Genomic DNA, 21,660 nt, shown 5'->3' with positions numbered 1-21,660 from the left:
CGCTACGCCTTGACCCGCAGGCTCTTCGGGTCATAGGCCGGCGAAAGCCAGGCCGTGACCGCGAAGCGTTCCCCGGCAAGCTCGACCTCGAAACGGCCGCTGGTCAAAAAGTCCTTGTCGACGCCGGATGGATGTTCGATCAGGCCAAGGGCGACGGCGCGGCCGAGCGTGTGGCCATAGGCGGCCGAGCGCACTTCGCCGACCGGCTTGCCATCCCGCAGCACCAGTTCGCCGCCCCACAGCATGGGCGACGGATCGTCGACGGTGAACTGCATGATGCGCCGCGTCGGGGTGCCTTTGGCCTTGGCCTCGACCAGCGCCTTCCGACCGATGAAGCCGCTCGGCTTGTCGAGCGAGACCGCGAAGGCAAGACCCGCCTCGTAGGGGTTGATATCCGGCGTCAATTCCCGGCTCCAGGCGCGAAAACCCTTTTCCAGCCGCAGCGCTTCCAGCGCGTAATAACCGCAATCCATCAGCCCAACGTCGCGGCCCGCCTCCTGCAAGGCCTCGTAGACGCCGACGGCGAATTCCGTAGGTACGATCAGCTCCCAGCCGAGCTCGCCGACATAGGTCATGCGGTTGGCATAGGCCGTGGCATAGCCGATATCGATCTCGCGGACCGTCGCGAAGGGGAAGGCCTCGTTCGAAAGGTCGGCGGAGGTGAGGCGCCCGAGAATGTCGCGCGAGCGCGGCCCCATCAGTGCCAGGACGGCATAGGCCGAGGTGACGTCGGTGAGCGTGACATGGGCGTCGGCGGGAATGTTCTTGCGGATCCAGTCCGCATCATGCACCGCCTGCGCCGAGCCGGTGATGAGGAGAAAGCGGTCTGCCGCAAGGCGCAGCACCGTCAGGTCGCTTTCATAGCCACCGCGCGCGTTCAAAAGGCCCGTATAGATCGACCGGCCGATGGCGACATCGATCTCGGCGGCGCAGATACGGTTCAGCGCCGCGGCGGCATCGCGCCCCTGCACGAGGAGTTTCGCGAAGGAGGTCTGGTCGAAGAGGCCGGCGGCCTCGCGCGTTGCGGCCATCTCGCGCTTCACGGCCTCGTGCCAGTTCTGTCGGCCGAAGGCATAGTCCGTCACCGGCGTCTCGCCTTCCCCGGCAAACCAGTTGGCGCGTTCCCAGCCCATTTTCGAGCCGAAGCAGGCGCCCCTGGCGGCAAGCCGGTCGTAGAGCGGCGAACGGCGGAAGGGCCGTGCGGTGTCGAGCTCCCGGTTCGGCCACGGCATGGCATAGTGCAGGCCGAGCGTTTCCTTGACGCGGTCGTGCAGCCAGCGCGGATTGTTGTTGAAGCCGGCGAAACGGCGGATGTCGACGGGCCAGAGGTCCATGGTCGGCGCGCCGTTGACGATCCACTCCGCCAGCGCCCTACCCGCGCCACCGGCACTCGCGATGCCCATCGAGTTGAAGCCAGCGCCGACATAAAAGTTCTTCAGCTCCGGCGCCTCGCCGAGGATGAAGTTGTTGTCAGGGGTGAAACTTTCGGGGCCGTTGTAGAACTTCTTCACCTCGGAGGTCGCGAGCTGTGGCACGCGTTCCAGCGCGCTCTGCATCAGGATCTCGAACTGGTCCCAATCATCCGGCAAGAGGGCGAATTCGAAATCGTCCGGAATGCCCGCCATGCCCCAGGGCTTGGCCTCCGGCTCGAAGCCGCCCATGACGAGGCCGCCGACCTCCTCCTTGAAATAGATATAGCCGTCGGGATCGCGCATGACCGGCAGGTCCGGATGCACGCCCTCAATCTTGCCAGTGACGATATACATGTGCTCGGCCGAATGCAGCGGCACCGAGACGCCGCACATCTGGCCGACCTTGCGCGCCCACTGGCCGGCGCAATTGACGACGATCTCGGCGGCAATCGTGCCGCGGTCGGTTTCTACGCCGGTGACGGCGCCGTTCCTGGTTGTGATGCCGGTCACCCGCATGCGTTCGAAGATGCGAACGCCGCGGTTGCGCGCGCTTTTGGCGAGCGACTGCGTGAGGTCGGTAGGGTTGGCTTTGCCGTCGCCCGGCAGCCAGACGGCGCCGGCGAGATCGTCGATCGCCATGACCGGCCAGAGATCCTGCGCCTCCTTCGGCGAGATGACCTCGATGTCGACGCCCTGAGCGCGGGCCGAGGCGGCGGTGCGTTTCAGCACGGTCATGCGGTCGGCGGTGCGGGCCACGGAAACGGAGCCGCAATTCTTCCAGCCGGTGGCAAGCCCGGTTTCGGCCTCCAGCTCGCTATAGAGCTGCGTCGAATATTTGATGAGGCTCGTCATGTTGGCATGGCTGCGCAACTGGCCGACGAGACCGGCGGCATGCCAGGTGGTGCCGCCGCTGAGCTGCCCCTGTTCGAGCAGCACGACATCGCGCCAGCCGAGCTTGCTCAGATGATAAGCGACCGAACAGCCGATGATGCCGCCACCGACGATGACGACCTGTGCCTGTGTTGGAAAATCCTGTGCCATGTGACGACCTCCCGGAACCATGGAAGGCCGCACTGTAACAAGGCGCCGACAGATAACAAGACAAAAAGTTACAAAAGATTACATTATCTCACGTCGAGACGATCAGGCTCGGCCCTTTCCGCTCCAGCGCCTCGCAGATCGCCTCCGGTGGACGGCGGTCGACGATGACCCCGGCGGCCAGTTCGAAACGCGGAATACGCAGCGGTGTCAGGCGGCCGAACTTGGAACTGTCGAGCACGAAATAGGCTTTTCCCGCCAGTGCTGCCATGCGTGAACGCTGCTCGGCGCCGCTGCGGGTAAAATCCGTCACCTCGCCATCCGGCGACAGGCCGCCGCCGCCGAGAAAGGCGACATCCACGCGGAAATGGCTGATCGCCTCCAGCGCATCGATGCCGACGGCGGCCTCCTCCACGGGGTCGATCTCGCCGCCGAGCATATGGACACGCACCAGCGGCTGGCGGCACATCAAGAGCGCGATGGACAGCGACGTGGTGCAGATTGTCAGGTTCTTGCGCTCGGTCAGCGCCTGCGCCACGGCAAGCGTCGTGGTGCCGGAATCGAGGAAGACAACCATGCCGTCGCGCACCAGATCAGCAGCCGCGCGGCCGATTGCTGCCTTGGCCCCGGCGTTCTCTTCGCGCCGTTCCGTGAAGGCTGCTTCGGTCGGTTCGAACAATGTGGCGCCACCGTGCACGAGATCGAGCTGGCCGCGGTCCGCCAGGTGTTTGAGGTCGCGGCGGATCGTCTGCCGTGACACGTCGAAGAAGTCGGCGAGCGCGGTGATGCTGACCGTTCCATCCGCAGCGAGGCGGCGAAGAATCTCGCCGTGGCGGCGGGGCGCGAGGGCGCGGGGGTTTTGAGACTCTGACATGGTCCTATCTGCGATCATTTTTGTCGCTTTGACAAGCAGGGCGGGAAAATCCTCGATTTGTGGCGGTCTGACGCCTTTGCAACGCAGAAAATTCAGCCGAGAGCACTCTCTACATGTTCAAACATGTTGCAAAATGTAATTATTATTTGCATTCTTCGCCCGTACCGCATTGGGAGGAAAACGATGCAACAGGCATGTGCACAGACCGGCAGCTTCACCTTCTATCTGCTCGATGGTTTTGCGCTGCATGCCTTTTCCGCGGCGACCGAGGCGCTACGCCTCGCCAATGAAGCGGCCGGCCGCGTGGTCTATGACTGGCGGATCGTGACGGCGGATGGCGGGCCGGTGCAATCGTGCTGCGGCACGCGCCTTGCGGCCGATGGTTCGCTCGCAGAGGCGCGCGACCGGCTGCACCAGGCCGGGCATCCGCGCGTCGTCATCTGCGGCGGACGCGCCGTCCCGCCGTCCGACCGGGCGCTCGAAGGCTGGCTGCGGCTTTGCCGGCGTTGTCGGGTTCCGCTCGCAGGCCTTGCCGGCGGGCTTTACAGCCTGGCGCGCGCCGGTGTGCTCGACGGGCGCCGCGCCGCCGTGCACTGGGAGCATTTCCCGGACTTTTCCGAACGGTTTACAGCGGTCGATGCCCGCCAGACGGCGTTCGAGATCGACGGCGATCTCTTCACCTGTGCCGGCGGCAATGCCCCGTTCGACATGATGCTCGGCATCGTCGAGGCCGATTTGGGGCAGGATATCGCCAACCGCATCTGCGAAATGGCGCTGTGTGAACGTGTGCGGCCAGCGGGCGAGCGCCAACGCCTGCCGCTCCAGGCCCGCCTCGGCATCGACAATGCGGTGCTGATCGCCGTCATCGAGCAGATGGAGGCGAACCTCTCCGAGCCGCTGAAGCTTGCCGAGATGTCGCCGGCGACGGGTCTCTCCCGGCGCAAGATGGAGCGCCTGTTCCGCCGTGAAATGGGGCGGTCGCCGGCGCGCTATTATCTCGATATGCGGCTGGAGCGGGCGCATCTGCTGCTGCAGAACTCGTCGCTTCCCGTCATCGAGATCGCTATGGCCTGCGGCTTTTCCACCGCCTCGCATTTCTCGCGCACCTATCGGGAACATTATGGCTGCACGCCGCAGCAGACGCGGATGGCGGAAACGGAACGGCGCCGGCTCGACCGGCCGGAGCGACGCGTGGCGTGAAAGGGAGGGCGCCGGGTGCGCTCTCGCACCCGGCATGGGCCTTGGCTATCGCCAGGCCTGGGTGCGGGCCAGCAGGCCGCGGGCGACCAGCGCGTGGATCAGCTTGGCGGCGACATTCGTGTAGAAGATCATCATGCCCATGGCCGCGGCCGGGGCGATATCGCCGGCATCGTCCATGTTGAGCACGGCGACGGAAGCGAGCTTCGTATCCGTGGCGTAGAGGAAGACCACCGCCGAGACCGTCGTCATCGCATTGACGAAGAGATAGATCGCTATGTTGAGGATCGCCGGCAGGCAGACCGGCACGGTGACCCGGAAGAACAGCCGGTGGAAGGGCTGCTTGAGGGAGGCCGCGACGGATTCGAATTCCGGGTCCATCTGCTTCAGCGCGGTCAGCGCCGTCAGGTGCGCGACGGTGTAGAAGTGCGTGACCGTCGAGACGACGAGGATCGTCATCGTCCCGTAGATGGCGTTGAGCGGATTGGCCGGATTGTTGAAGAAGAAAATATAGGCAAGGCCCAGCACCATGCCCGGAACGGCCATCGGCATCATCGCCAGGAAATGGAAGATGCTGCGGCCGAGGCGGAAACCATCCGCCTTTTCCACCATATAGGCGCCGGCGAAGACGACGAGCGAGCCGAACAGCGCCGTCAGGAGGGCGAGCTGGATCGAATTGCCATAGGCCGCCCAGCCGCCGCCATCCATCAGGTCGAAGGCAAAATTCTTCGTCGTCAGCGTCAGGTCATAGGGCCAGAATTTCACCAGCGCCGCGATCTGGCACATGGCGATCATGCCGAGGATGAACAGGCTGACGAGGCAGGCGAAGGCGAAGCAAACCGCGTCCAGCCTTGCGTTCGGCTTCGGCGAATAGGGCACGGCGCGCGCCGAGAGCAGCGCCACCTGGCGCTTCTGCATGCGCCGGTCGACGGCGAAAGCGAGGATGGCCGGCACGAGCAGGATGACGGAAACGACCGCTCCCATCTCGAAATTCTGCTGGCCGATGACCTGCTTGTAGATGTCGACGGCGAGCATGCCATATTGGCCGCCGATCACCTTGGGCAGGCCGAAATCGGTGATGACCAGCGTGAAGACGACGAAGGCGGCCGAGACGAGGCCGTAGCGTGCGCCCGGCACCGTGACGGTGGTGAAGGTGCGCCATTTGCTGGCTTTCAGCGAGGCGGCGGCTTCGTAATGCCGCGCATCGGCGACGGAGAGCGCGGTCAGGATGATCAGGAAGGCATGCGGCAGGGTGAAGAAGACCGAGCCGATGACGATGCCGATCGGACCATAGATGGAATAGCCCATCAGCCAGTCCTTGAAGACACCCTGGTTGCCGAAGAGATAGACGAGCGCGATGCCCGGCAGCAGCGACGGCACGAGGATCGGGATCGTCAGGATGCCGCGGAACAGGCCCTTCAGCGGCATGCAGCTTCGCGTCAGCCCATAGGCGAGCGCGAAGGCGATGGAAATCGTCACCACCGTGCTGATCGCCGCCATCAGTACTGAATTGTAGATGGAACGGGCGAGCGCCGGCGTCGAAAAATAGGTCTTGAAGTTTTCGAGGCCAAGGCTGCTTGCCGGCCGCAGAACGACGCGCCGGAACGTGCCGGACTCGTATTCCCGCCATTCCGTGCCCTTCTCCAGCGTCGAGCCCGCAAGGAAGGCCGTATCGGCAGTCGTGCCGCGAATGCGGTAATGGACGGGGCTGCGGAAGCTGAAGTCCGGGAAGAATTTCGTGGCGGCGAGCCGTCCGTCGGAGCTGCTGTCGAGCTCCTCTTGCTTCACCGCGCCCAGCTTTTGGTTGAGCGCATCCGCGGTGACGATCGGCCCCCAGTTGGCGCCCGTCTCGTCGCTCACCTGGAATTCGAAGGCGGCGAGGTCGAAGCGGTAGGTCGATAGCGATTTCGACAGCATGACGGCGAGCGGCGCGCCAAGGGCTATGATCAGGTAGAGCCCGATGACGGCCATGAAGCCGAGCTTGATGCGGTCGTCGCGCGAGGATTCCTGCCGGACGCGCTTGCCGGGTGGGGCGAAGTCGAGTGCAAGCGTCATCGTCATGCCCCCCTCGGAAAGAGCAGCAGGCGATCTTGCGGGATCTCCACCTGAATGACGCCGCCCGTCTCGATCTGCAGCCGGCGCACCGCATTGACGGAGAAATCGGCGACGAGCGTGCGCTCGCCGAGCCGCGGGGCCGTCAGCCGCGTGCGCCAGAACATGCCGAGGAACTCCATCTCCCGCACTTCGGCATCAATGAGGTTCTGCGGCGTCGTGGGCCGATCGATGGCGTTGATGGCATGCGCATAGGCGCCATGCGGAATGATATCGACCGGACGCACCACGGCGGTCGCCGTGTCGCCCGTCGCGAAATCCTCCGTCAGACAGCAGAAGGCCGAATGGCCGATCTCGACCTGGGCGTCTGGCAGGACTTTTGCGGGAAACTGGTTGGTCTCGCCGATGAAGTCCGCGACGAACAGGGTTTTCGGATGGCGGTAGATCTCGGTCGGGGAGCCGACCTGCTCGATGACGCCGTGGTTCATGACCACGATGCGATCCGCCATGGCGAGCGCTTCTTCCTGGTCGTGCGTCACCATGATGGTCGTGACGCCGAGCTTGCGTTGCAGCGACTTGATCTCGTGGCGCAGGTGCACGCGCACCTTGGCATCGAGCGCCGAAAGCGGTTCGTCGAGCAGCAGCAGGCCAGGGGAAATGGCGATGGCGCGGGCAAGCGCGATGCGCTGCTGCTGGCCGCCGGAAAGCTGGGAGGGGTATTTTTTGCCATGCGCCGAGAGGCCGACCGTTTCCAGGAGTTCCGCGACGCGCGCGGTGATCTCCGCCCGGGAGCGGCCGGTGTTTTCCAGGCCGAAGGCGATGTTCTGCTCGATCGTCAGGTTGGGGAAGAGCGCGTAGGACTGGAAGACGATGCCGTAGTCGCGGCTGGAGGCCGGCAGGCTCGAAATGTTGCGGCCGCCCTGAAGGATTTTCCCGTGGGACTGGAGGTCGAGGCCGGCGATGGCGCGAAGCAGGGTCGTCTTGCCGCAGCCGGAGGGGCCGAGGAAACAGACGAACTCGCCCTTGGCGATGCTGAGCGAAATGTCGCGCAGGGCTACGAAATCACCGTAGCTCTTCCAGAGATCGGAGATTTCGAGGTAGGAAGCCGCCTCTCCGGGCGCGCGGTGAATGCTCGTGGGTGTCGGTTCGATCGACATGGCATGTCTCATCTGCAAGCTCCGCTGGCTGTCAGGCACGTTTCGAGAATGCGAAGGGCGGAGCGCTTGGCGCCCCGCCCGGCCGATCGATGTCAGCTCTTCGGTTCCGACTTGGCGTCGTAGCGCTTCTGCCATTCCTTCAGGATGGTGGCGCGGTTGTTCGCGGCCCATTCGAAGTCGTTCTCGATCATCTTGGAGGCGATGTCGGACGGCAGGTGTTCGACCGCCTTGGCGACGCCCGGATAGGCGACCACGGCGTAGCCGACATTGTACATCTCGTTGGCTTCCTTGGTGACGGACCAGTCGACCAGGGTCTTGGCGGCCTCGAGGTTTGCCGTGCCGGCGATGATCGCCGTCGCCTCGGCTTCCCAGCCCGAACCTTCGGAGGGGAAGATGATGTCGATCGGCGCGCCGGCGCTTTTCGCCTTGGCGCCGGGGAACTCGAAGGACACGCCGATCACCGCTTCGCCGGCGCCCGCCATCTTGCAGGGTTTCGAGCCGGAATGGGTATAGGCCGAGATGTTTTCGTGCAGCTTGTCCATGAAGGACCAGGCCTTCTCCTCGCCCCACATCTGCACCCAGCCCGAGACATCCAGGAAGCCGGTGCCGGAGGAGGCCGGGTTCGGCATGACGATATGGCCCTTGTATTCCGGCTTCGTCAGGTCTTCCCAGCTCGTCGGCGCCTTGAGGCCGAGCTTTTCGCCCTCGACTGTGTTGTAGCAGAGGGCCGCGACATAGGCGTCCATGCCGACCCAGCTCGGCGGGTTGTCCTTGTCGACGAATTTCTTGTCGAGCGCCTCGACGCCCTTCGGCGCATAGCCTTCCAGCATGCCCTCGGTCTTGAGGAGCAGCAGCGACGTCGCGGCGAGCCCCCAGACGACGTCGGCCTGTGGATTGTCCTTCTCGGCGAGCAGCTTTGCCGTCATGACGCCGGTGGAATCGCGCACCCAGTTGATCGTGATGTCGGGATGCGCCTTCTCGAAGGTCGCCTTGTAGCGGTCGAGATCGACGGCCTCGACGGCGGTGTAGACGGTGAGTTCACTCTGGGCGAAGGCAATGGAAGGAAGCACAGCGGACATGGCGCCGGCAAGCAGAAAAAGCATGCGTCTGTTCATGATTGAAAATCTCCTCTGAAGGCCTGGAAAAACCGGGGAAGCGCGGCGGGTGATCTAGTTGTCGCCCTTTGATGATCGGCTTCGAGAGGCATTCTGCGCAGGGGTTTTCGGTAAGTAAAATTTATTATTCTTATCGTTCGGAAGGTAGAATCTATAGGTTATACGTCGCCAAAATGGTCCTTTTCGGCAACGAAAAAAGGGAGCCGCGCGAAGGCAGCTCCCAGAAAGGGTGATCCCGCAGGGGTTTGCCCGGATCACCAGGGCAGGGAAAACGTCTTGACGTTGGTAAAGCTCTTCATCGCCTCGATGACGCCTTCCTTGTAGCCGTTTCCGGAATCCTTGATGCCGCCGAAGGGGGACATCTCGATGCGGTAGCCAGGCACTTCCCAGATGTTGACCGTGCCGACCTTGAGCCCGGCTATGTATTTCTGCATGCGGCGGAAATCGTTGGTGCAGACACCGGAGGAGAGGCCGAACGCCGTCGAGTTCGAAAGCGCGATCAGCGCATCGTCGTCATCCGGCGCGCGGACGATCGGGATGATCGGCGCGAAGGTTTCCTCCATCACGAGTTCGCTCGAATGCGAGACGCGGTCGATGACGATCGGCGGCAGCAAGGCACCCTGCCGGCCCGGATTGTAGAGGATCTCCGCCCCCTCCTCCGCCGCCTTGTGTACGCGGCGTTCGAAGATCTCCGCGGCCTTGGCATGCACGACTGTGCCGAGATCCGTCGTGCGGTCCATCGGATCGCCGAACCGGAGCTTCTTCGCCCGCTCCAGCACCAGCGGCACGAAACGATCGGCGACGCGCTCCTGGCAGAGGATGCGTTTGACCGCCGTGCAGCGCTGGCCGGAATTCTTCGTCGCGCCCGCCACCGCGAGGTCGGCGGCTCTGGCGAGATCGTCGTCCGACAGGTCGTTGAGGATGATCAGCGGGTCGTTGCCGCCGAGTTCCAAAATCTGGCGCTTGTAGTGGGCGTGCGCGGCGATCAGTTTTCCCACCGGCACGCTGCCGGTGAAGGTGATGAGGTCGAAATTCGGATTGGTGATCATCTCCATGCCGATATCGGCCGGCCAGCCGGTGACGACGGAGAGCATTTCCGGCGGCAGGCCGGCTTCATAGAGAATGTCGGCCAGCACCAGCGCCGTCATCGGCGTCAGTTCGGTCGGCTTCAGCACCACGCAATTGTTGGTGGCGATAGCCGGCGCCACCTTGTGCGCCACCATGTTGAGCGGGTGGTTGAAGGGCGTGATCGCCGAAATGGCGGTCAACGGCTCGCGGGTGGTGAAGATCTTGCGCGCCTTGCCGTGCGGGGTGAGGTCGCAGGAGAAGATTTCGCCGTCGTCATGGATGCACATCTGCCCGGAGAGCGTGAAGACATCGAAGGCGCGGCCCACTTCATAGAGCGAGTCCTGCTTGGAAATACCGAGCTCCAGCGTGATGAGGTCGGAGACCTCTTCCTTGCGGGCGACGAGCAATTCGGCTGCCTTGAGCAGGATGCGCTGCCGCTCGTAGCGCGTCAGCTTCGGCTGGTAGGCGGCGGCAATCTCGAAGGCCTTGCGGGCATGTTCGGCATTGCCCGCCGGAACGGTGCCGATGACGGCGTCGTTCCAGGGATAGTGCACCTCGACCACGCCTTCGGTATCGACCTTCTTGCCGGCGATCCGCATGGGTTCGTGGCGGATCGCGAATGTCGTTTCGACCTTGGTCATCATCCGCTCCCTATTGTGCCGGCTGCGCGGCTGCGACGAGCGCGTAGTAGAAGGCATCGAAGTTGCGCAGCGTGCCGGCGGAAAGAAGCTCCGGCAGCGTGCGGTTGGCGATGAAGGGCACTTCCTGCTCCGTGAGCCCGCCGTGAGAGCGCAGCGGCTCGTTGAGTGCTGCAAGGTCGTGCCGGTGCTCGCTGGTGCCGAGCGTCTTGTTCTCCGAGGAGACGAGCACGATATCGCCGATGCGGTCGTCCGGCAGCTCGAAGCGCACGCAGGCTTCCGGGCGCGACAGCACGACATCGATGCCCTCGATCGCCTTCAGCCGCTCGATGATCTCCTCCTTGTCCGTGCCTTCAGGAAGGTAGGCGGTGGCGAAGGAGCCGAGCGCGCCATGGTGCACGACATAGGGATCGGTGATCGGCAGGATAACGCGGGCGGCGTCCTTGCCGAGCCATTGGTCGAGCAGGTCCTGCACGTAGATCACGTCCGGCGAGCCATCGGCCTTGTGCTTCGGCTTCATGCCATGGTCGGCCGTGACGATGATCGCGGCACCCAGCGCATCGAGCTCGGTCAGGTACTTGTCGAACATTTCGTAGAAGACATTGGCTTGCGGCACGCCGGGAGCATACTTGTGCTGCACATAGTCTGTCGTCGTCAGGTACATGACGTCCGGGCGGAATTCCTTGAGGAGCTTGACGCCGGCCGCGAAGACGAACTCGGAGAGTTCCGCGGAATAGACTTCCGGCACCGGGCGGCCGAGCCAGGCGGATGCATTGTCGATGCCGTGTTCCGCCTTGGTCGTCGTGTCGGACTTTTCCGAGGAGAAGCAGATCGCCCTGCCCTCATCGAACTTCAGGCCGTGGCCGAGAAGGGCGCGCAGCTTGTCCTTCGCCGTCACGACGGCGACCTTGGCGCCGGCATCGTAGAAGGCCTTGAAGACGGTCGGCGCGCGGAGGAACCGCGGGTCGTTCATCATCACTTCCTTGCCGGTCGCGGGCTCGTAGAGATAGTTGCCGCAGATGCCGTGGATGGACGGCGGGCGGCCGGTGGCGATCGACAGGTTGTTCGGGTTGGTGAAGCTCGGGATGACGCTGAGCGCGGTGCGCTCCGTGCCGGTCTTGCGGATGCGGGCAAGCGTCGGCATCAGGCCGGCCTTGATGGCCTCGTCGAGATAGGCCGGTTCGCAGCCGTCGAGGCAGATGGCGATGGCCGGGACATTCGGCCAGGGATAGGTGCGCCGGTTGGCGGTGACGGTGAGCTTGGACATCTGGTTCATCGGAAATTCCATCCTTATTCAGGCCGCGAGGCGGCTGCGTTCTTCAAGGGCGATGGCCGGGGGCGCGGCATTGTCGACGCCCATTTCGGCAAGGGAGGAGCGGGCGGCATCCACCACGCGGCGCATGACATGTTCGTCCATGCGGCCGATGCAGCCGACGCGGAAACTGTCGACGACCGTCAGCTTGCCGGGATAGATGATGAAGCCCTTGTCCTTCATCAGCGCGTAGAAGTGGTCGAAGGCGAAGGCCGGATGGGCCGGGCTGAAGAAGGTGACGATGATCGGCGACAGCCACCGGTCGGCGAGCAGCGTCTCGAAGCCGGCCTCGCGCATGCCGGCGACCATGACGTCGCGGTTGCGGGCGTAGCGGGCGCCTCGGGCGGTTACACCCCCCTCCTCCCGGTGCAGGCGCAGCGCCTCCAGGAAGGCGGCGACGACGTGGGTCGGCGGCGTGAAGCGCCATTGGCCGGTCCTGTTCATGTAGTCCCACTGGGCGTGGATATCGAGGCTCAGCGAGTGGCTGCGACCCTTGGCGGCTTCCAGCTCGCTCTTGCGGGCGATGACGAAGCCGAAGCCCGGCACGCCTTCGATGCACTTGTTGGCGGAGGAGACGATCGCCTCGTAGCGGAAGTCGGCGATGCCGGCGGGCACGGCGCCGAAGGCGCTCATCGAGTCGACGATCAGCTTGCGGCCGCGGGAATAGACGGCGTCGGAGATTTCCTTGAGCGGGTTGAGGATGCCCGAGCTCGTCTCGCAATGCACGACGACGACATGGCTGATCGCCGGATCGGCATCGAGGGCTGCGACGACTTCGGGGCCGCGCGGCGGCATGTAGTCGCCCTTGTCGATCGTCACATGGTCGCGGCCGAGATAGGCGAGCGTCTGGGCGATGCGCTTGCCATAGGCGCCGTTGCTCAGTACCAGCACCTTGCCGTCGCGGGGAACGAAGCTGCCGAGCATCGCCTCTACCGAGAATGAGCCGCTGCCCTGCATGGGCACGCAGTCGAACTCGCCGGTCGTATCGCCGGCGATGTCCAGAAGCTGGTGGCGCAGGTCCGCCGTCATGGCGCGAAAATCAGCGTCCCACGAGCCCCAGTCCCGCAGCATCGCTTCTTTGACCGAATAGGCTGTCGTCAACGGGCCGGGCGTCAGGAGATAGGGTTCGCCGAGCCTTGGCGTTTCCAGCGGCGCGATGGTTCTGTCAGAAGCGGTGTTTGGCATGGTCCGTCCTCGCATTGGCGTCTCTGGAGCGACAATGCGGCCGGCAGACATATATGTAAAATCGTTCTTTTGTATGAAAATATAGATTTAGCTTATGATAGCGCAGGCGGCGACCGCGGATGCGCTTTTGCCCTTTACATAAGAGGAATCGTTCGGTCTGATGATTGCATCACCTTGATCGATCGAAAGACGGCTCCATGCGCTATGTCCAGCTTCGCGCTTTCCATAACGTGGCTATCCACGGCGGCTTTTCGCGCGCAGCGGAAGCGCTCTTCCTCACCCAGCCGGCCATCTCCGACCAGGTGCGCAAGCTGGAGGAGGAATATGACGTCCTGCTCTTCAACCGCAACAAGAAGCAGGTGACGCTCACCCAGGCCGGCCAACAACTGCTGGAAGTCACCCGCCGCATGTTCGACGTGGAGCAGCAGGCGCTCGACCTCTTGTCGGAATCACGCGCGCTCCGGGCCGGCAAGCTGCGGATCGTCGCGGATGCCGCCCACCATCTGCTGCACATCCTCGCGGCCTTCCGCCGCGCCTATCCGACCGTGCAGGTCTCGATCGACGCCGGCAATACCGAGACGGTCATCACCAGCCTGCATGCCTATGAGGCGGATATCGGCGTTCTCGGCGAAATCCCGCAATCCAGCGACTTCGAGATACTGAAGCTCAATTCCACGCCGATCATCGCCTTTGCCAGCCGCGATTATCCCCTCGCTGGCCAGACGGAGATCACGCTTGCCGAACTCGCCAAGCACCCCCTGGTCTTTCGCGAGCGGGGCTCCAAGACACGGCAGAAGCTGGAGGCGATGGCGGCGCAATGTGGCGTCACGCTGACGCCGCTCATCGAGGCGGAGGGGCGCGAGGCGGTTCGCGAGATCGTCGCGGCGGGCGGCGGGGTCGGTTTTGTCTCTTCCGCCGAATTCGGCCAGGACAACCGGCTTGTCCCAATCCGCATCGATGCGCCGGAAATGCTGATGGACGAGGCGCTCATCTGCCTGCGCGAGCGCAGCAACGGCAAGCTCGTCAACGCCTTCTACGAAATAGCCCGCAAGCTGGCGCAAACGGCGGGTTGAAGGGCCCACCAGTCGCGCAATGCGGCTTCTCAAGAAAAAGCCGAGGGTTTTTCGCGAGGCGATCGCCGCTTTTTCGTGGTAGCGTGAAGGCGGTTTCATCGATCGGGTGGCGTAAAATCAATCTATACAATCTCTATAGAATGTGATCTTTTTGCCCCGGTTAAGCCTGTGCGCCTGAAACGGCATCCGCAAGGAGAGACGACATGGGTATGATCTCGTCAGCACTCGACCGCCCAACGCGAACCGCCGCCGTCATCAGCACCGAGGATGAGGCGCTGACCGTCGTCGGCACGATTGCCGGCATTTTCAGTGCTGCCGCGGGCGGCACGCTGGCAACGGCGGAGGCCCGCCTCGACCTCCTGTCCCGCTCGGGCCTGTTCGGCATTTCCGTGCCGACGGAGTATGGCGGCATCGACGTTTCCAACACGGTTCTGGCGGATGTCTGCGCCGTGGCGTCAGCGCAATCCGCCACGCTGGGCGAGATCCTAGCCGCCCATTTCGTCGTGCTCGAAGAGCTTCGCAGCCACGGCACGGACGGCCAGCGCAGCGGGGTTTTCTCGGCCGCTCTTTCCGGCGCGCGGCTCGCCCGCGCCGTCCCCCGGCGCAATGGCGAGGAAGCCGAAACACTGCCGCTCGCCGCAAGCGGCCTTGCCTGGAGGCTCAGCGGTGAAGCGCTCTGTACGCCGTGCACCCGCCACGCCGACTGGTTGCTCGTGCCGACCCGCAACGACGGCGGCAAGGCCGCAAGCCTACTGTTGCCGACGCGCATCGACGGCCTGCACTATGTTGCCAACAACTGCGAGCCGGCAAACGGCGCGCCGCAATCGGCCGAACATGTGCTGTTCAAGGATGTGCTGGTCGATGGCGATGCCCTGCTGCATGCGCCCGGCGAGGTGGCGGTGCCGCATTCCCTCGGCCTGCTTCTGGGCGCAGCAAGGCAACTGGGCGCCGGCCAGCGGGCACTCGGCCGTGTGCTGGACAAGGCGGAGGGCGATGTTTTCGAGGCCGGCCTGCTTTCCGCCCGCCTTGCCGCCGCGCAGGCCATGGTCGCCGAGGCGGGTCGCGCCATAGACGCGGCACAGATCGGGATTGCGGACCAGCACCGGACGAACGCCTTTCTTGCCGCCACTGCGGCCCGCGCCGTGGCGCAGGAGGCCGCCGATCATCTTCGAGCGGCAGGCGGTGGTGCGCAGCGGGAGGGCCTGTCGGCGAATCTCGCCGAGGCGCTCAGGCAAAGCGGCCGGCTGCGGCGCGAAGCGCACCGCAACCCTGAGGACGGGTAAAACTAGTTTTTTCGCGGATGTGCGGGCGCGGCTTCAGCCGACCCGCTTTTCCAGCTCTTCGTCGTCGATCATCGCGGCAGCGCCCGGCACGGCGACGAACTGTTCGAGCGTCATCGTGTCGAGAATGGCGGCGATGGCGTCGCGCACGTCGGTCATGGCGCGGCGGACCTGACAGGTTTCCGGATCGGCGCAATCCTCGCAGGCCTCATAGGCGGTGCGGCTGGCACAGCGGATGGGCGCGAGCGGGCCGTCGAGCACGCGGATGGCGTGGCCGATTCGGATTTCCGAGGCCGGATGGGAGAGCGAATAGCCGCCGCCCGGCCCCTTCTTGGAGCGCAACATGCCGGCATTGCGCAGTTCCAGCAGAATCGTGTCGAGGAACTTTTTCGGAATGTTGTTTCGAAGCGCGATCTCGCTGACGAAAGCGGTTTGGCCCGGCGCCAGCCGTGCGAGGTCCACCAAGGCCTTCAGTCCGTATTTTCCCTTTTTCGTCAGCATTTCAGCCTGCTTTCCATCAGCATATGTGCATTACCCGGATATGCCCGGCAGCGCGGACGCGCACGCCGCGTCCCGCTGTTTCCATCCGTCGTCCTCGGGAAGATCGATCGGCTCACCTTTGACGGTGATTCTGGCTCATTCTTGGCACCGGAGTGCGAAAAACATATAAAAACAATATAATTTATTTATGAGCATAACGCCAAGGAAATTGGCATTCTCCGTCAACCCCTTATGCCGATTTTTGGCTCCGGCGTGCCCATTTCGCATCATTTTTCGCGACAATCGGTATTTCTTCTGCTCGTCATCAATTTTGCCCCAGGCGCGCCGTTCCGCCCGAACCGCAGAAAAACGCAAAACCAATTGCGGCAAAGCCGGCAAATTGAGGCAAATATTTCTCTACTAAATTTATGGAATGGATAGCCTGAATTACCGGCCCGCGGCAGACCGCGGCAACGGCAATTTGAGGAGAGGACCATGACCATCAACCGCAGAACCCTGCTTGCCGCGACCGCCGCCCTTGCCATGGCCGCGTCGTTCGGGACCGCCTTTGCCCAGGAGGTGACGCTCAACATCGGCTACCAGCCGATCGTCGAGCCGTCCCGCGTGCCCCAGGCCGACGGCACCTATGAGAAGGTGACCGGCGCCAAGATCAACTGGCAGAAATTCGACGGCGGCGCCGACGTGATCGCGGCGATTGCCTCCGGCTCGCTCGATATCGGCTATGTCGGCTCCTCGCCGCTGGCCGCCGCCTCCAGCCGCGAACTGCCGATCGAGCTGGTTTACATCGTCGGCCTGATCAGCGAGGCGGAAGCGCTCGCCGTGAAGTCGATCGAGAGGCCGGAAGATCTCGTCGGCAAGAAGATCGCCACGCCCTTCGTCTCCACCGCCCATTACAGCCTGCTGACGGCGCTGAAGCACTGGAAGGTCGATCCGAAGTCGGTCGAGATCCTCAACCTGCGTCCGCCGGAAATCGCGGCCGCCTGGGAACGCGGCGATATCGACGGCGCTTACGTCTGGGATCCGGTTCTGGCGCAGCTCAAGAAGAGCGGCACGGTGCTTGCGACCTCGAAGGATGTCGCCGACTGGGGCGGCCCGACCTTCGACGCCTGGATCGTCAGCAAGAAATTCGCCGAAGAGCATCCGGACGTCGTGACGGCCTTCGTGAAGGTGACGGGCGATGCGACCGCCGCCTATCGCGCCAATCCGGACGCCTGGAACGCCACCTCGCCGGAGGCCGAGAAGATCGCGCGGCTGACCGGCGCCAAGCAGGACGAAGTGCCGGCGCTTCTCAAGGGCTACGTCTTCCCGACGCTGGAAGAACAGGCCGGCGAGGCGCTGCTCGGTGGTGGCACGGTGAAGGCCGTGGCCGATACCTCCGCCTTCCTGCTGGAACAGGGCAAGATCCCGTCGGCGCTCTCCGACTACAAGCCTTACATCTCCACGCGCTGGGTTACGAACGCGACGAAGCTGTCCTACTGACCGGCGACAAATCCTGCGGCGGAGGTGGCCCGGCGGCGTGAAAGCGCTGCCGGGCCATCGCCGACAGATAGGCCAAGACACTCCCGGAGGTTCCATGAGCATCCTGACATTCCGCAACGTTTCCTTGCGTTATCCGCCAAGGGCGGGACGGGGCGGCGCCGCTGAAAAACTCGTCCTCGACGGCATCACCCTGCAAGTCGCCTCGGACGAGCTGGTCGCCATCATCGGGCGTTCCGGCTCCGGCAAGACGAGCCTGCTCAACCTCGCCGCCGGGTTTCTGGAACCGACCTCCGGCTCCATCACCGTCGACGGCGTGCCCATCAAGGGGCCGAATGCCGACCGGGCCGTGGTCTTCCAGGACGATGCGCTCTACCCCTGGCTCGACGCGCGCGACAACATCGCGCTTCCCTTCAAGCTCAAGGGCATTCCCCTTGCCGAACGGCGCGCGAAGGCCCAGCAGCTTCTCGAACGCGTCGGCCTTGCGGATGCGGGTGACCGGCGCATCTGGGAGCTTTCCGGCGGCATGCGCCAGCGTGTCGGCATCGCCCGGGCGCTCGCCGTCGAGCCACGCTTCCTGCTGCTCGACGAGCCGCTTGGCGCGCTCGATGCGCTGACCCGCACCCGCATGCAGGCCTTCCTGCTGCGCATCAAGGCGGAAAGCGGCGCGGGTGCCCTGCTCATCACCCATTCGATCGAGGAGGCGCTGCTGCTCGGCACGCGCGTCGTTGTGCTGTCGCCCAATCCCGGGCGCCTGACGGCGGAGATCGAGGCCGGCTTCAATGCGGAGGTGCTGAACGGCACGCCGGTTGCTACCGTCAAGGCCTCGCCGCTGTTCAAGCGCATGCATGCCGGGCTCAACGGCCTCATCCAGTCCACCACTGACGAGGAGTTGGCCGCATGACGCTCTCCACCGATATCGAAGCCCTGCCGCAGCCGGTCGAGACCACCACGGAGGCTGCCCTCCCCCGCGCATCGCGCCCCGTGCCGATCGCCGTCATTTCGACCATAACCGTCGTTGCGATCATCGGGCTGTGGGGCTTGGCCTCGGCGTACGCGCTGGTCTCGCCCGTCTTCCTGCCCTCGCCGCGGCAAGTGGTCATCGCTCTCTATAACCTCGTCGTGACCGGCTTCGTCGATTCGACACTGGCCGAGCATGTCGGCGCCAGCCTCTACCGCATTTTTGGCGCGCTCATTGCGTCGATCCTCATTGGGATTCCGGCCGGCATCGCCATCGGCACGAGCCGCGTCGGCCGCGGCATCCTCGATCCGATCGTCGAATTCCTGCGCCCGCTGCCGCCGCTCGCCTACCTGCCGCTCGTCATCATCTGGGTCGGCATCGGCGAGGCGTCGAAGATCACGGTGATCGCGCTTTCCATGCTGCCCTCGATCATCCTGTCGACGTCTGCCGGTGTACGCGGAGTCTCGAAGGACCATGTCAACGCGGCCCGCTCGCTCGGCGCCAGCAAGCGTCAGGTGCTGACGGAAGTCGTGCTGCCGAGCGCCGTGCCGTCGATCCTCACCGGCATCCGCATCGCGCTCGGTGCCGGCTGGACGACGCTGGTCGCGGCGGAACTGGTGGCGGCGACGAGCGGCATCGGCTTCATGATCCAATCGGCCGCGCAGTTCCTCGTCACCGACATCGTGATTGCCGGCATCATCGTCATCGCGCTGATCGCCATCTTGCTTGAATTCATCGCGCGGCTGATCGAGCGGCGCCTGGTGCCCTGGGCATCGCATCGCTGAGAGCGGCGATGCCAGCGCTCAGTTGAGCGCCAGCCCCATGCTTGCGACGGCCGCCGTGAACAGGCGGCCGTCCTGCGTTGCGGCGAAGGGATCGCGCTCCGCCCGTGCCTTCAGCAGTTCCAGGAAATCGTAACCCGCCGTCCAGCGGCCGAAGCCGCTCGCGATGTTGATGTGGCCGGCATTGCCGATATCGATGAGATCGCTGCCCCAGGCCTTGGCGCTCTGGCGCAGCCGGTCGACCGGCATATAGGGATCGTTCAGGCTGCCGACGACGAGCGAGGGAAACGGCAGCCGCTTAGCCGGCATGGCGCCGAAGCGGACCACGCAAGGGTGCAGGGTTTCCGTCGTGTCGAGGTCGCAGGGCGCGACGAGCAGCGCGCCGCGGATGCGCGAGGCAAGCGGGCTTTCGGCAAACTGCGCGGCCAGCACGCAGCCGAGGCTGTGGCCGACGAGCCAGAGGTCCTTGCCGATCATGTCGACCTGACGTTCCAGCTGCACAAGCCAGCTCTGCCGGTCCGGGCAGTTCCAGTCGAACTGCTCGACGACGCGGCTTTCGGGATTGTCGCGCGCCCAGTGACGCTGCCAATGGTCGCTCGCGGACCCGTTGAGGCCCGGCAGGATCAGCGTGTCGACGGGGATATCGAGTGACGGCATGGCGGCGGCCTTCCTTCGCAAACCAGATCTGTCCGGAAGGATGCGCGACACAACGCGGAATGGTAAGGAAACCGCTGCTAAACTCTTCAAAATCCATAAAAATTTTTTGCATCACGGCGATTATGCGAAGCATCCGGCGGCAAGGGCGCCCGATGCCTTTTAGAGGTTTCTCAGCCGCGATGATCGAGGCGTGCGACGAGCCGGTCGCCGAGCCACTGGATGCCGCAGACGAGCACGATGAGAACGGCGACGACCGCCACCATGACCGTCGTTTCGAAGCGCTGGTAGCCATAGCGGATCGCGAGGTCGCCGAGACCGCCGGCACCGATCGCGCCCGCCATGGCGGAGGCGCCGATCAGCGTTACGAGCGTCACGGTGAAGCCCGCGACGATGCCCGGCAGCGCCTCGGGGATCAGCACCTCGCGGACAATCGTCCAGCGGTTGCCGCCCATGGCGCGCACGGCCTCGATCAGCCCGCGGTCGACCTCGCGCAGCGACACTTCGGCGATGCGCGCATAATAGGGTGTGGCGGCGATCGACAGCGGCACGATCGCCGCCCAGGTGCCGATCGACGTGCCGACGATGAGGCGCGTGACGGGGATGAGCGCCACGAGCAGGATGATGAAGGGCACGGAGCGGAAGCCGTTGACGATGGCGCCGAGCAGGCGGTTGGTCCAGAGGTTTTCCGCAATGCCGCCGCGCGCGGTCGCCACCAGCGCCAGGCCGAGCGGCAGGCCGAAGGCGAGCGAAATGACGCCGGAGGCGGCCGTCATCACGACCGTTTCCCACAGCGAGCGGACGAGAAGCTCAAGCATGATCGGCGACATGACCGAGGACCTCCACCTGTGCGCCGAGGCGCTCTGCAAACGAAACGAGGCGCGCGGCGGCATCGGCCGGCACCGCGATGAAGAAGCGGCCGACGGCCTGTTCCTGGATATGATCGACGCCGCCATGGACCAGGCGGTAGCCGCCCGGAAATTCCTCCGACAGCTTCTGGAACAGCGGACCAGTGGCGGCGGGGCCGGCAATGTCGAGGCTGAGAATGGCCTCGCCTGCAATATCCGCCGTGAGGCTTTGCGCGATATGGCCGGGCAGTTGCGGGCGGATGCCGCTGAGCAGGCTCTTCGTCGTCTCCGCCTGCGGTCGTGAAAACACTTGCCAGACGGGACCTTCCTCCACGATTCGGCCGGCATCGAGCACGGTGACGCGGTCGGCGACGTTTCGCACCACTTCCATCTCGTGGGTGATGAGCAGGATCGTGAGGCCGAGCTTGCGGTTGATGTCCTTGAGCAGCGCCAGGATCGAGCGCGTCGTTTCCGGGTCGAGCGCGGAGGTCGCCTCGTCGGAGAGCAGCAGCGCCGGGCTTGCGGCAAGCGCGCGGGCGATGCCGACGCGCTGCTTCTGGCCGCCGGAGAGTTCCGAGGGATAGGCCTTCGCTTTGCCGGTCAGGCCGACAAGGTCGAGCAATTCGGCGGCGCGCGCCAGACGCCTGGCTTTCGCCCAGCCCTCGATCTTCAGGGGCAGCGCGACATTCTCCTCCACCGTCTTGGCGGAGAGCAGGTTGAAATGCTGGAAGATCATGCCGATGCGGCGGCGCAGCGGCTGAAGCTCGGCCTCGCTGAGACCGGTGATCTCGCGGCCCTCGATCTCGATCGTCCCGCTGTCCGGCCGTTCCAGGCCATTGAGGCAGCGGATGAGCGTTGACTTGCCGGCGCCGCTGCGGCCGATGATGCCGAGAATCTCGCCGCGGCGCACATCGAGCGAAACGCCATCCAGCGCGGGCGTCGCGCCAAAACGGCGGCGGACGTCCGACAGGCGGATGACGTCTTCTTCGGCGGTGGCGGTCTGCGCCGGCTTGCCTGTCACATGTTTGTTCATGCGC

18 protein-coding genes are annotated in these 21,660 nt (G+C 64.5%); 6 read left to right on the top strand and 12 right to left on the bottom strand.

The window, feature by feature from the left end:
* Positions 1-2 precede the first annotated feature (2 nt).
* Positions 3-2,453 (bottom strand): GcvT family protein, encoded by a 2,451-nt coding sequence (locus J2Y63_RS09470; protein ID WP_435265864.1) that lies wholly within the window; start codon positions 2,451-2,453, stop codon positions 3-5.
* Between the two features lie 88 nt (positions 2,454-2,541).
* Positions 2,542-3,324, bottom strand: a complete 783-nt coding sequence (locus J2Y63_RS09465) for a DeoR/GlpR family DNA-binding transcription regulator (protein WP_435265863.1) — start codon at positions 3,322-3,324, stop codon at positions 2,542-2,544.
* A gap of 183 nt (positions 3,325-3,507) precedes the next feature.
* On the opposite strand from J2Y63_RS09465, the gene J2Y63_RS09460 reads away from it, so the two are divergent.
* Positions 3,508-4,524 (top strand): GlxA family transcriptional regulator, encoded by a 1,017-nt coding sequence (locus J2Y63_RS09460; protein WP_435265862.1) that lies wholly within the window; start codon positions 3,508-3,510, stop codon positions 4,522-4,524.
* A gap of 45 nt (positions 4,525-4,569) precedes the next feature.
* Here the strand turns inward: J2Y63_RS09460 and J2Y63_RS09455 are convergent, their stop codons facing one another.
* From J2Y63_RS09455 to J2Y63_RS09430, 6 genes are all read right to left on the bottom strand, one after another.
* Positions 4,570-6,576 (bottom strand): putative 2-aminoethylphosphonate ABC transporter permease subunit, encoded by a 2,007-nt coding sequence (locus tag J2Y63_RS09455; protein ID WP_435266074.1) that lies wholly within the window; start codon positions 6,574-6,576, stop codon positions 4,570-4,572.
* Between the two features lie 2 nt (positions 6,577-6,578).
* Complete coding sequence (locus J2Y63_RS09450) at positions 6,579-7,742, bottom strand: putative 2-aminoethylphosphonate ABC transporter ATP-binding protein (RefSeq protein ID WP_435265861.1); 1,164 nt, start codon at positions 7,740-7,742, stop codon at positions 6,579-6,581.
* Positions 7,743-7,822: 80 nt separating this feature from the next.
* Positions 7,823-8,845 (bottom strand): putative 2-aminoethylphosphonate ABC transporter substrate-binding protein, encoded by a 1,023-nt coding sequence (locus tag J2Y63_RS09445; RefSeq protein ID WP_435265860.1) that lies wholly within the window; start codon positions 8,843-8,845, stop codon positions 7,823-7,825.
* Between the two features lie 254 nt (positions 8,846-9,099).
* Positions 9,100-10,554 carry a phosphonoacetaldehyde dehydrogenase gene (gene phnY / locus J2Y63_RS09440; protein ID WP_435265859.1) on the bottom strand — a complete coding sequence of 485 codons (1,455 nt, stop codon included), beginning with the start codon at positions 10,552-10,554 and terminating at the stop codon, positions 9,100-9,102.
* Positions 10,555-10,564: 10 nt separating this feature from the next.
* Positions 10,565-11,827, bottom strand: a complete 1,263-nt coding sequence (gene phnA / locus J2Y63_RS09435; protein WP_435265858.1) for a phosphonoacetate hydrolase — start codon at positions 11,825-11,827, stop codon at positions 10,565-10,567.
* 18 nt (positions 11,828-11,845) lie between these two features.
* Positions 11,846-13,048, bottom strand: a complete 1,203-nt coding sequence (locus J2Y63_RS09430; protein ID WP_435265857.1) for a 2-aminoethylphosphonate--pyruvate transaminase — start codon at positions 13,046-13,048, stop codon at positions 11,846-11,848.
* Positions 13,049-13,245: 197 nt separating this feature from the next.
* On the opposite strand from J2Y63_RS09430, the gene J2Y63_RS09425 reads away from it, so the two are divergent.
* Together J2Y63_RS09425 and J2Y63_RS09420 are read left to right on the top strand one after the other, a co-directional pair.
* On the top strand, positions 13,246-14,121 hold the full coding sequence (locus J2Y63_RS09425) for a LysR substrate-binding domain-containing protein (protein WP_435265856.1): 876 nt from the start codon (positions 13,246-13,248) through the stop codon (positions 14,119-14,121).
* Positions 14,122-14,324: 203 nt separating this feature from the next.
* Positions 14,325-15,404: an acyl-CoA dehydrogenase family protein gene (locus J2Y63_RS09420; RefSeq protein ID WP_435265855.1), complete on the top strand. Its 1,080-nt coding sequence runs from the start codon at positions 14,325-14,327 to the stop codon at positions 15,402-15,404.
* 33 nt (positions 15,405-15,437) lie between these two features.
* Here the strand turns inward: J2Y63_RS09420 and J2Y63_RS09415 are convergent, their stop codons facing one another.
* On the bottom strand, positions 15,438-15,902 hold the full coding sequence (locus J2Y63_RS09415; protein WP_256116288.1) for an RrF2 family transcriptional regulator: 465 nt from the start codon (positions 15,900-15,902) through the stop codon (positions 15,438-15,440).
* A 474-nt stretch (positions 15,903-16,376) separates the two neighbouring features.
* Between J2Y63_RS09415 and tauA the strand changes: the two genes are divergently transcribed.
* The 3 genes from tauA to J2Y63_RS09400 all read left to right on the top strand — a co-directional run bounded on the left by tauA (position 16,377) and on the right by J2Y63_RS09400 (position 19,124).
* Positions 16,377-17,381, top strand: a complete 1,005-nt coding sequence (gene tauA / locus J2Y63_RS09410; RefSeq protein WP_435265854.1) for a taurine ABC transporter substrate-binding protein — start codon at positions 16,377-16,379, stop codon at positions 17,379-17,381.
* A gap of 94 nt (positions 17,382-17,475) precedes the next feature.
* On the top strand, positions 17,476-18,282 hold the full coding sequence (locus tag J2Y63_RS09405) for a taurine ABC transporter ATP-binding protein (RefSeq protein WP_435265853.1): 807 nt from the start codon (positions 17,476-17,478) through the stop codon (positions 18,280-18,282).
* A complete protein-coding gene (locus J2Y63_RS09400) occupies positions 18,279-19,124 on the top strand; it encodes an ABC transporter permease subunit (RefSeq protein WP_256116291.1) in 846 nt (281 codons plus the stop codon). The genes J2Y63_RS09405 and J2Y63_RS09400 overlap by 4 nt, the downstream gene beginning before the upstream one ends.
* A gap of 18 nt (positions 19,125-19,142) precedes the next feature.
* Here the strand turns inward: J2Y63_RS09400 and J2Y63_RS09395 are convergent, their stop codons facing one another.
* From J2Y63_RS09395 to J2Y63_RS09385, 3 genes are all read right to left on the bottom strand, one after another.
* Positions 19,143-19,778 (bottom strand): RBBP9/YdeN family alpha/beta hydrolase, encoded by a 636-nt coding sequence (locus J2Y63_RS09395; protein ID WP_435265852.1) that lies wholly within the window; start codon positions 19,776-19,778, stop codon positions 19,143-19,145.
* Between the two features lie 170 nt (positions 19,779-19,948).
* On the bottom strand, positions 19,949-20,605 hold the full coding sequence (locus J2Y63_RS09390; protein WP_256116293.1) for a methionine ABC transporter permease: 657 nt from the start codon (positions 20,603-20,605) through the stop codon (positions 19,949-19,951).
* A complete protein-coding gene (locus J2Y63_RS09385; RefSeq protein ID WP_435265851.1) occupies positions 20,586-21,656 on the bottom strand; it encodes a methionine ABC transporter ATP-binding protein in 1,071 nt (356 codons plus the stop codon). Before J2Y63_RS09385 ends, J2Y63_RS09390 begins: the two co-directional genes overlap by 20 nt.
* Positions 21,657-21,660 lie beyond the last annotated feature (4 nt).

The sequence above is a fragment of the Shinella sp. BE166 genome (assembly GCF_051201095.1).
GTDB classification, from domain to species: domain Bacteria; phylum Pseudomonadota; class Alphaproteobacteria; order Rhizobiales; family Rhizobiaceae; genus Shinella; species Shinella lacus.
This window is presented reverse-complemented; position numbering and strand designations above follow the sequence as displayed.

What these genes read in the sequence shown, in the direction of transcription:
- J2Y63_RS09470 (WP_435265864.1), bottom strand. Translation starts at nt 2,453, where the DNA reads ATGGCACAGGATTTTCCAACACAGGCACAGGTCGTCATCGTCGGTGGC.
- J2Y63_RS09465 (WP_435265863.1), bottom strand. Translation starts at nt 3,324, where the DNA reads ATGTCAGAGTCTCAAAACCCCCGCGCCCTCGCGCCCCGCCGCCACGGC.
- J2Y63_RS09460 (WP_435265862.1), top strand. Translation starts at nt 3,508, where the DNA reads ATGCAACAGGCATGTGCACAGACCGGCAGCTTCACCTTCTATCTGCTC.
- J2Y63_RS09455 (WP_435266074.1), bottom strand. Translation starts at nt 6,576, where the DNA reads ATGACGCTTGCACTCGACTTCGCCCCACCCGGCAAGCGCGTCCGGCAG.
- J2Y63_RS09450 (WP_435265861.1), bottom strand. Translation starts at nt 7,742, where the DNA reads ATGAGACATGCCATGTCGATCGAACCGACACCCACGAGCATTCACCGC.
- J2Y63_RS09445 (WP_435265860.1), bottom strand. Translation starts at nt 8,845, where the DNA reads ATGAACAGACGCATGCTTTTTCTGCTTGCCGGCGCCATGTCCGCTGTG.
- phnY (WP_435265859.1), bottom strand. Translation starts at nt 10,554, where the DNA reads ATGACCAAGGTCGAAACGACATTCGCGATCCGCCACGAACCCATGCGG.
- phnA (WP_435265858.1), bottom strand. Translation starts at nt 11,827, where the DNA reads ATGAACCAGATGTCCAAGCTCACCGTCACCGCCAACCGGCGCACCTAT.
- J2Y63_RS09430 (WP_435265857.1), bottom strand. Translation starts at nt 13,048, where the DNA reads ATGCCAAACACCGCTTCTGACAGAACCATCGCGCCGCTGGAAACGCCA.
- J2Y63_RS09425 (WP_435265856.1), top strand. Translation starts at nt 13,246, where the DNA reads ATGCGCTATGTCCAGCTTCGCGCTTTCCATAACGTGGCTATCCACGGC.
- J2Y63_RS09420 (WP_435265855.1), top strand. Translation starts at nt 14,325, where the DNA reads ATGGGTATGATCTCGTCAGCACTCGACCGCCCAACGCGAACCGCCGCC.
- J2Y63_RS09415 (WP_256116288.1), bottom strand. Translation starts at nt 15,902, where the DNA reads ATGCTGACGAAAAAGGGAAAATACGGACTGAAGGCCTTGGTGGACCTC.
- tauA (WP_435265854.1), top strand. Translation starts at nt 16,377, where the DNA reads ATGACCATCAACCGCAGAACCCTGCTTGCCGCGACCGCCGCCCTTGCC.
- J2Y63_RS09405 (WP_435265853.1), top strand. Translation starts at nt 17,476, where the DNA reads ATGAGCATCCTGACATTCCGCAACGTTTCCTTGCGTTATCCGCCAAGG.
- J2Y63_RS09400 (WP_256116291.1), top strand. Translation starts at nt 18,279, where the DNA reads ATGACGCTCTCCACCGATATCGAAGCCCTGCCGCAGCCGGTCGAGACC.
- J2Y63_RS09395 (WP_435265852.1), bottom strand. Translation starts at nt 19,778, where the DNA reads ATGCCGTCACTCGATATCCCCGTCGACACGCTGATCCTGCCGGGCCTC.
- J2Y63_RS09390 (WP_256116293.1), bottom strand. Translation starts at nt 20,605, where the DNA reads ATGTCGCCGATCATGCTTGAGCTTCTCGTCCGCTCGCTGTGGGAAACG.
- J2Y63_RS09385 (WP_435265851.1), bottom strand. Translation starts at nt 21,656, where the DNA reads ATGAACAAACATGTGACAGGCAAGCCGGCGCAGACCGCCACCGCCGAA.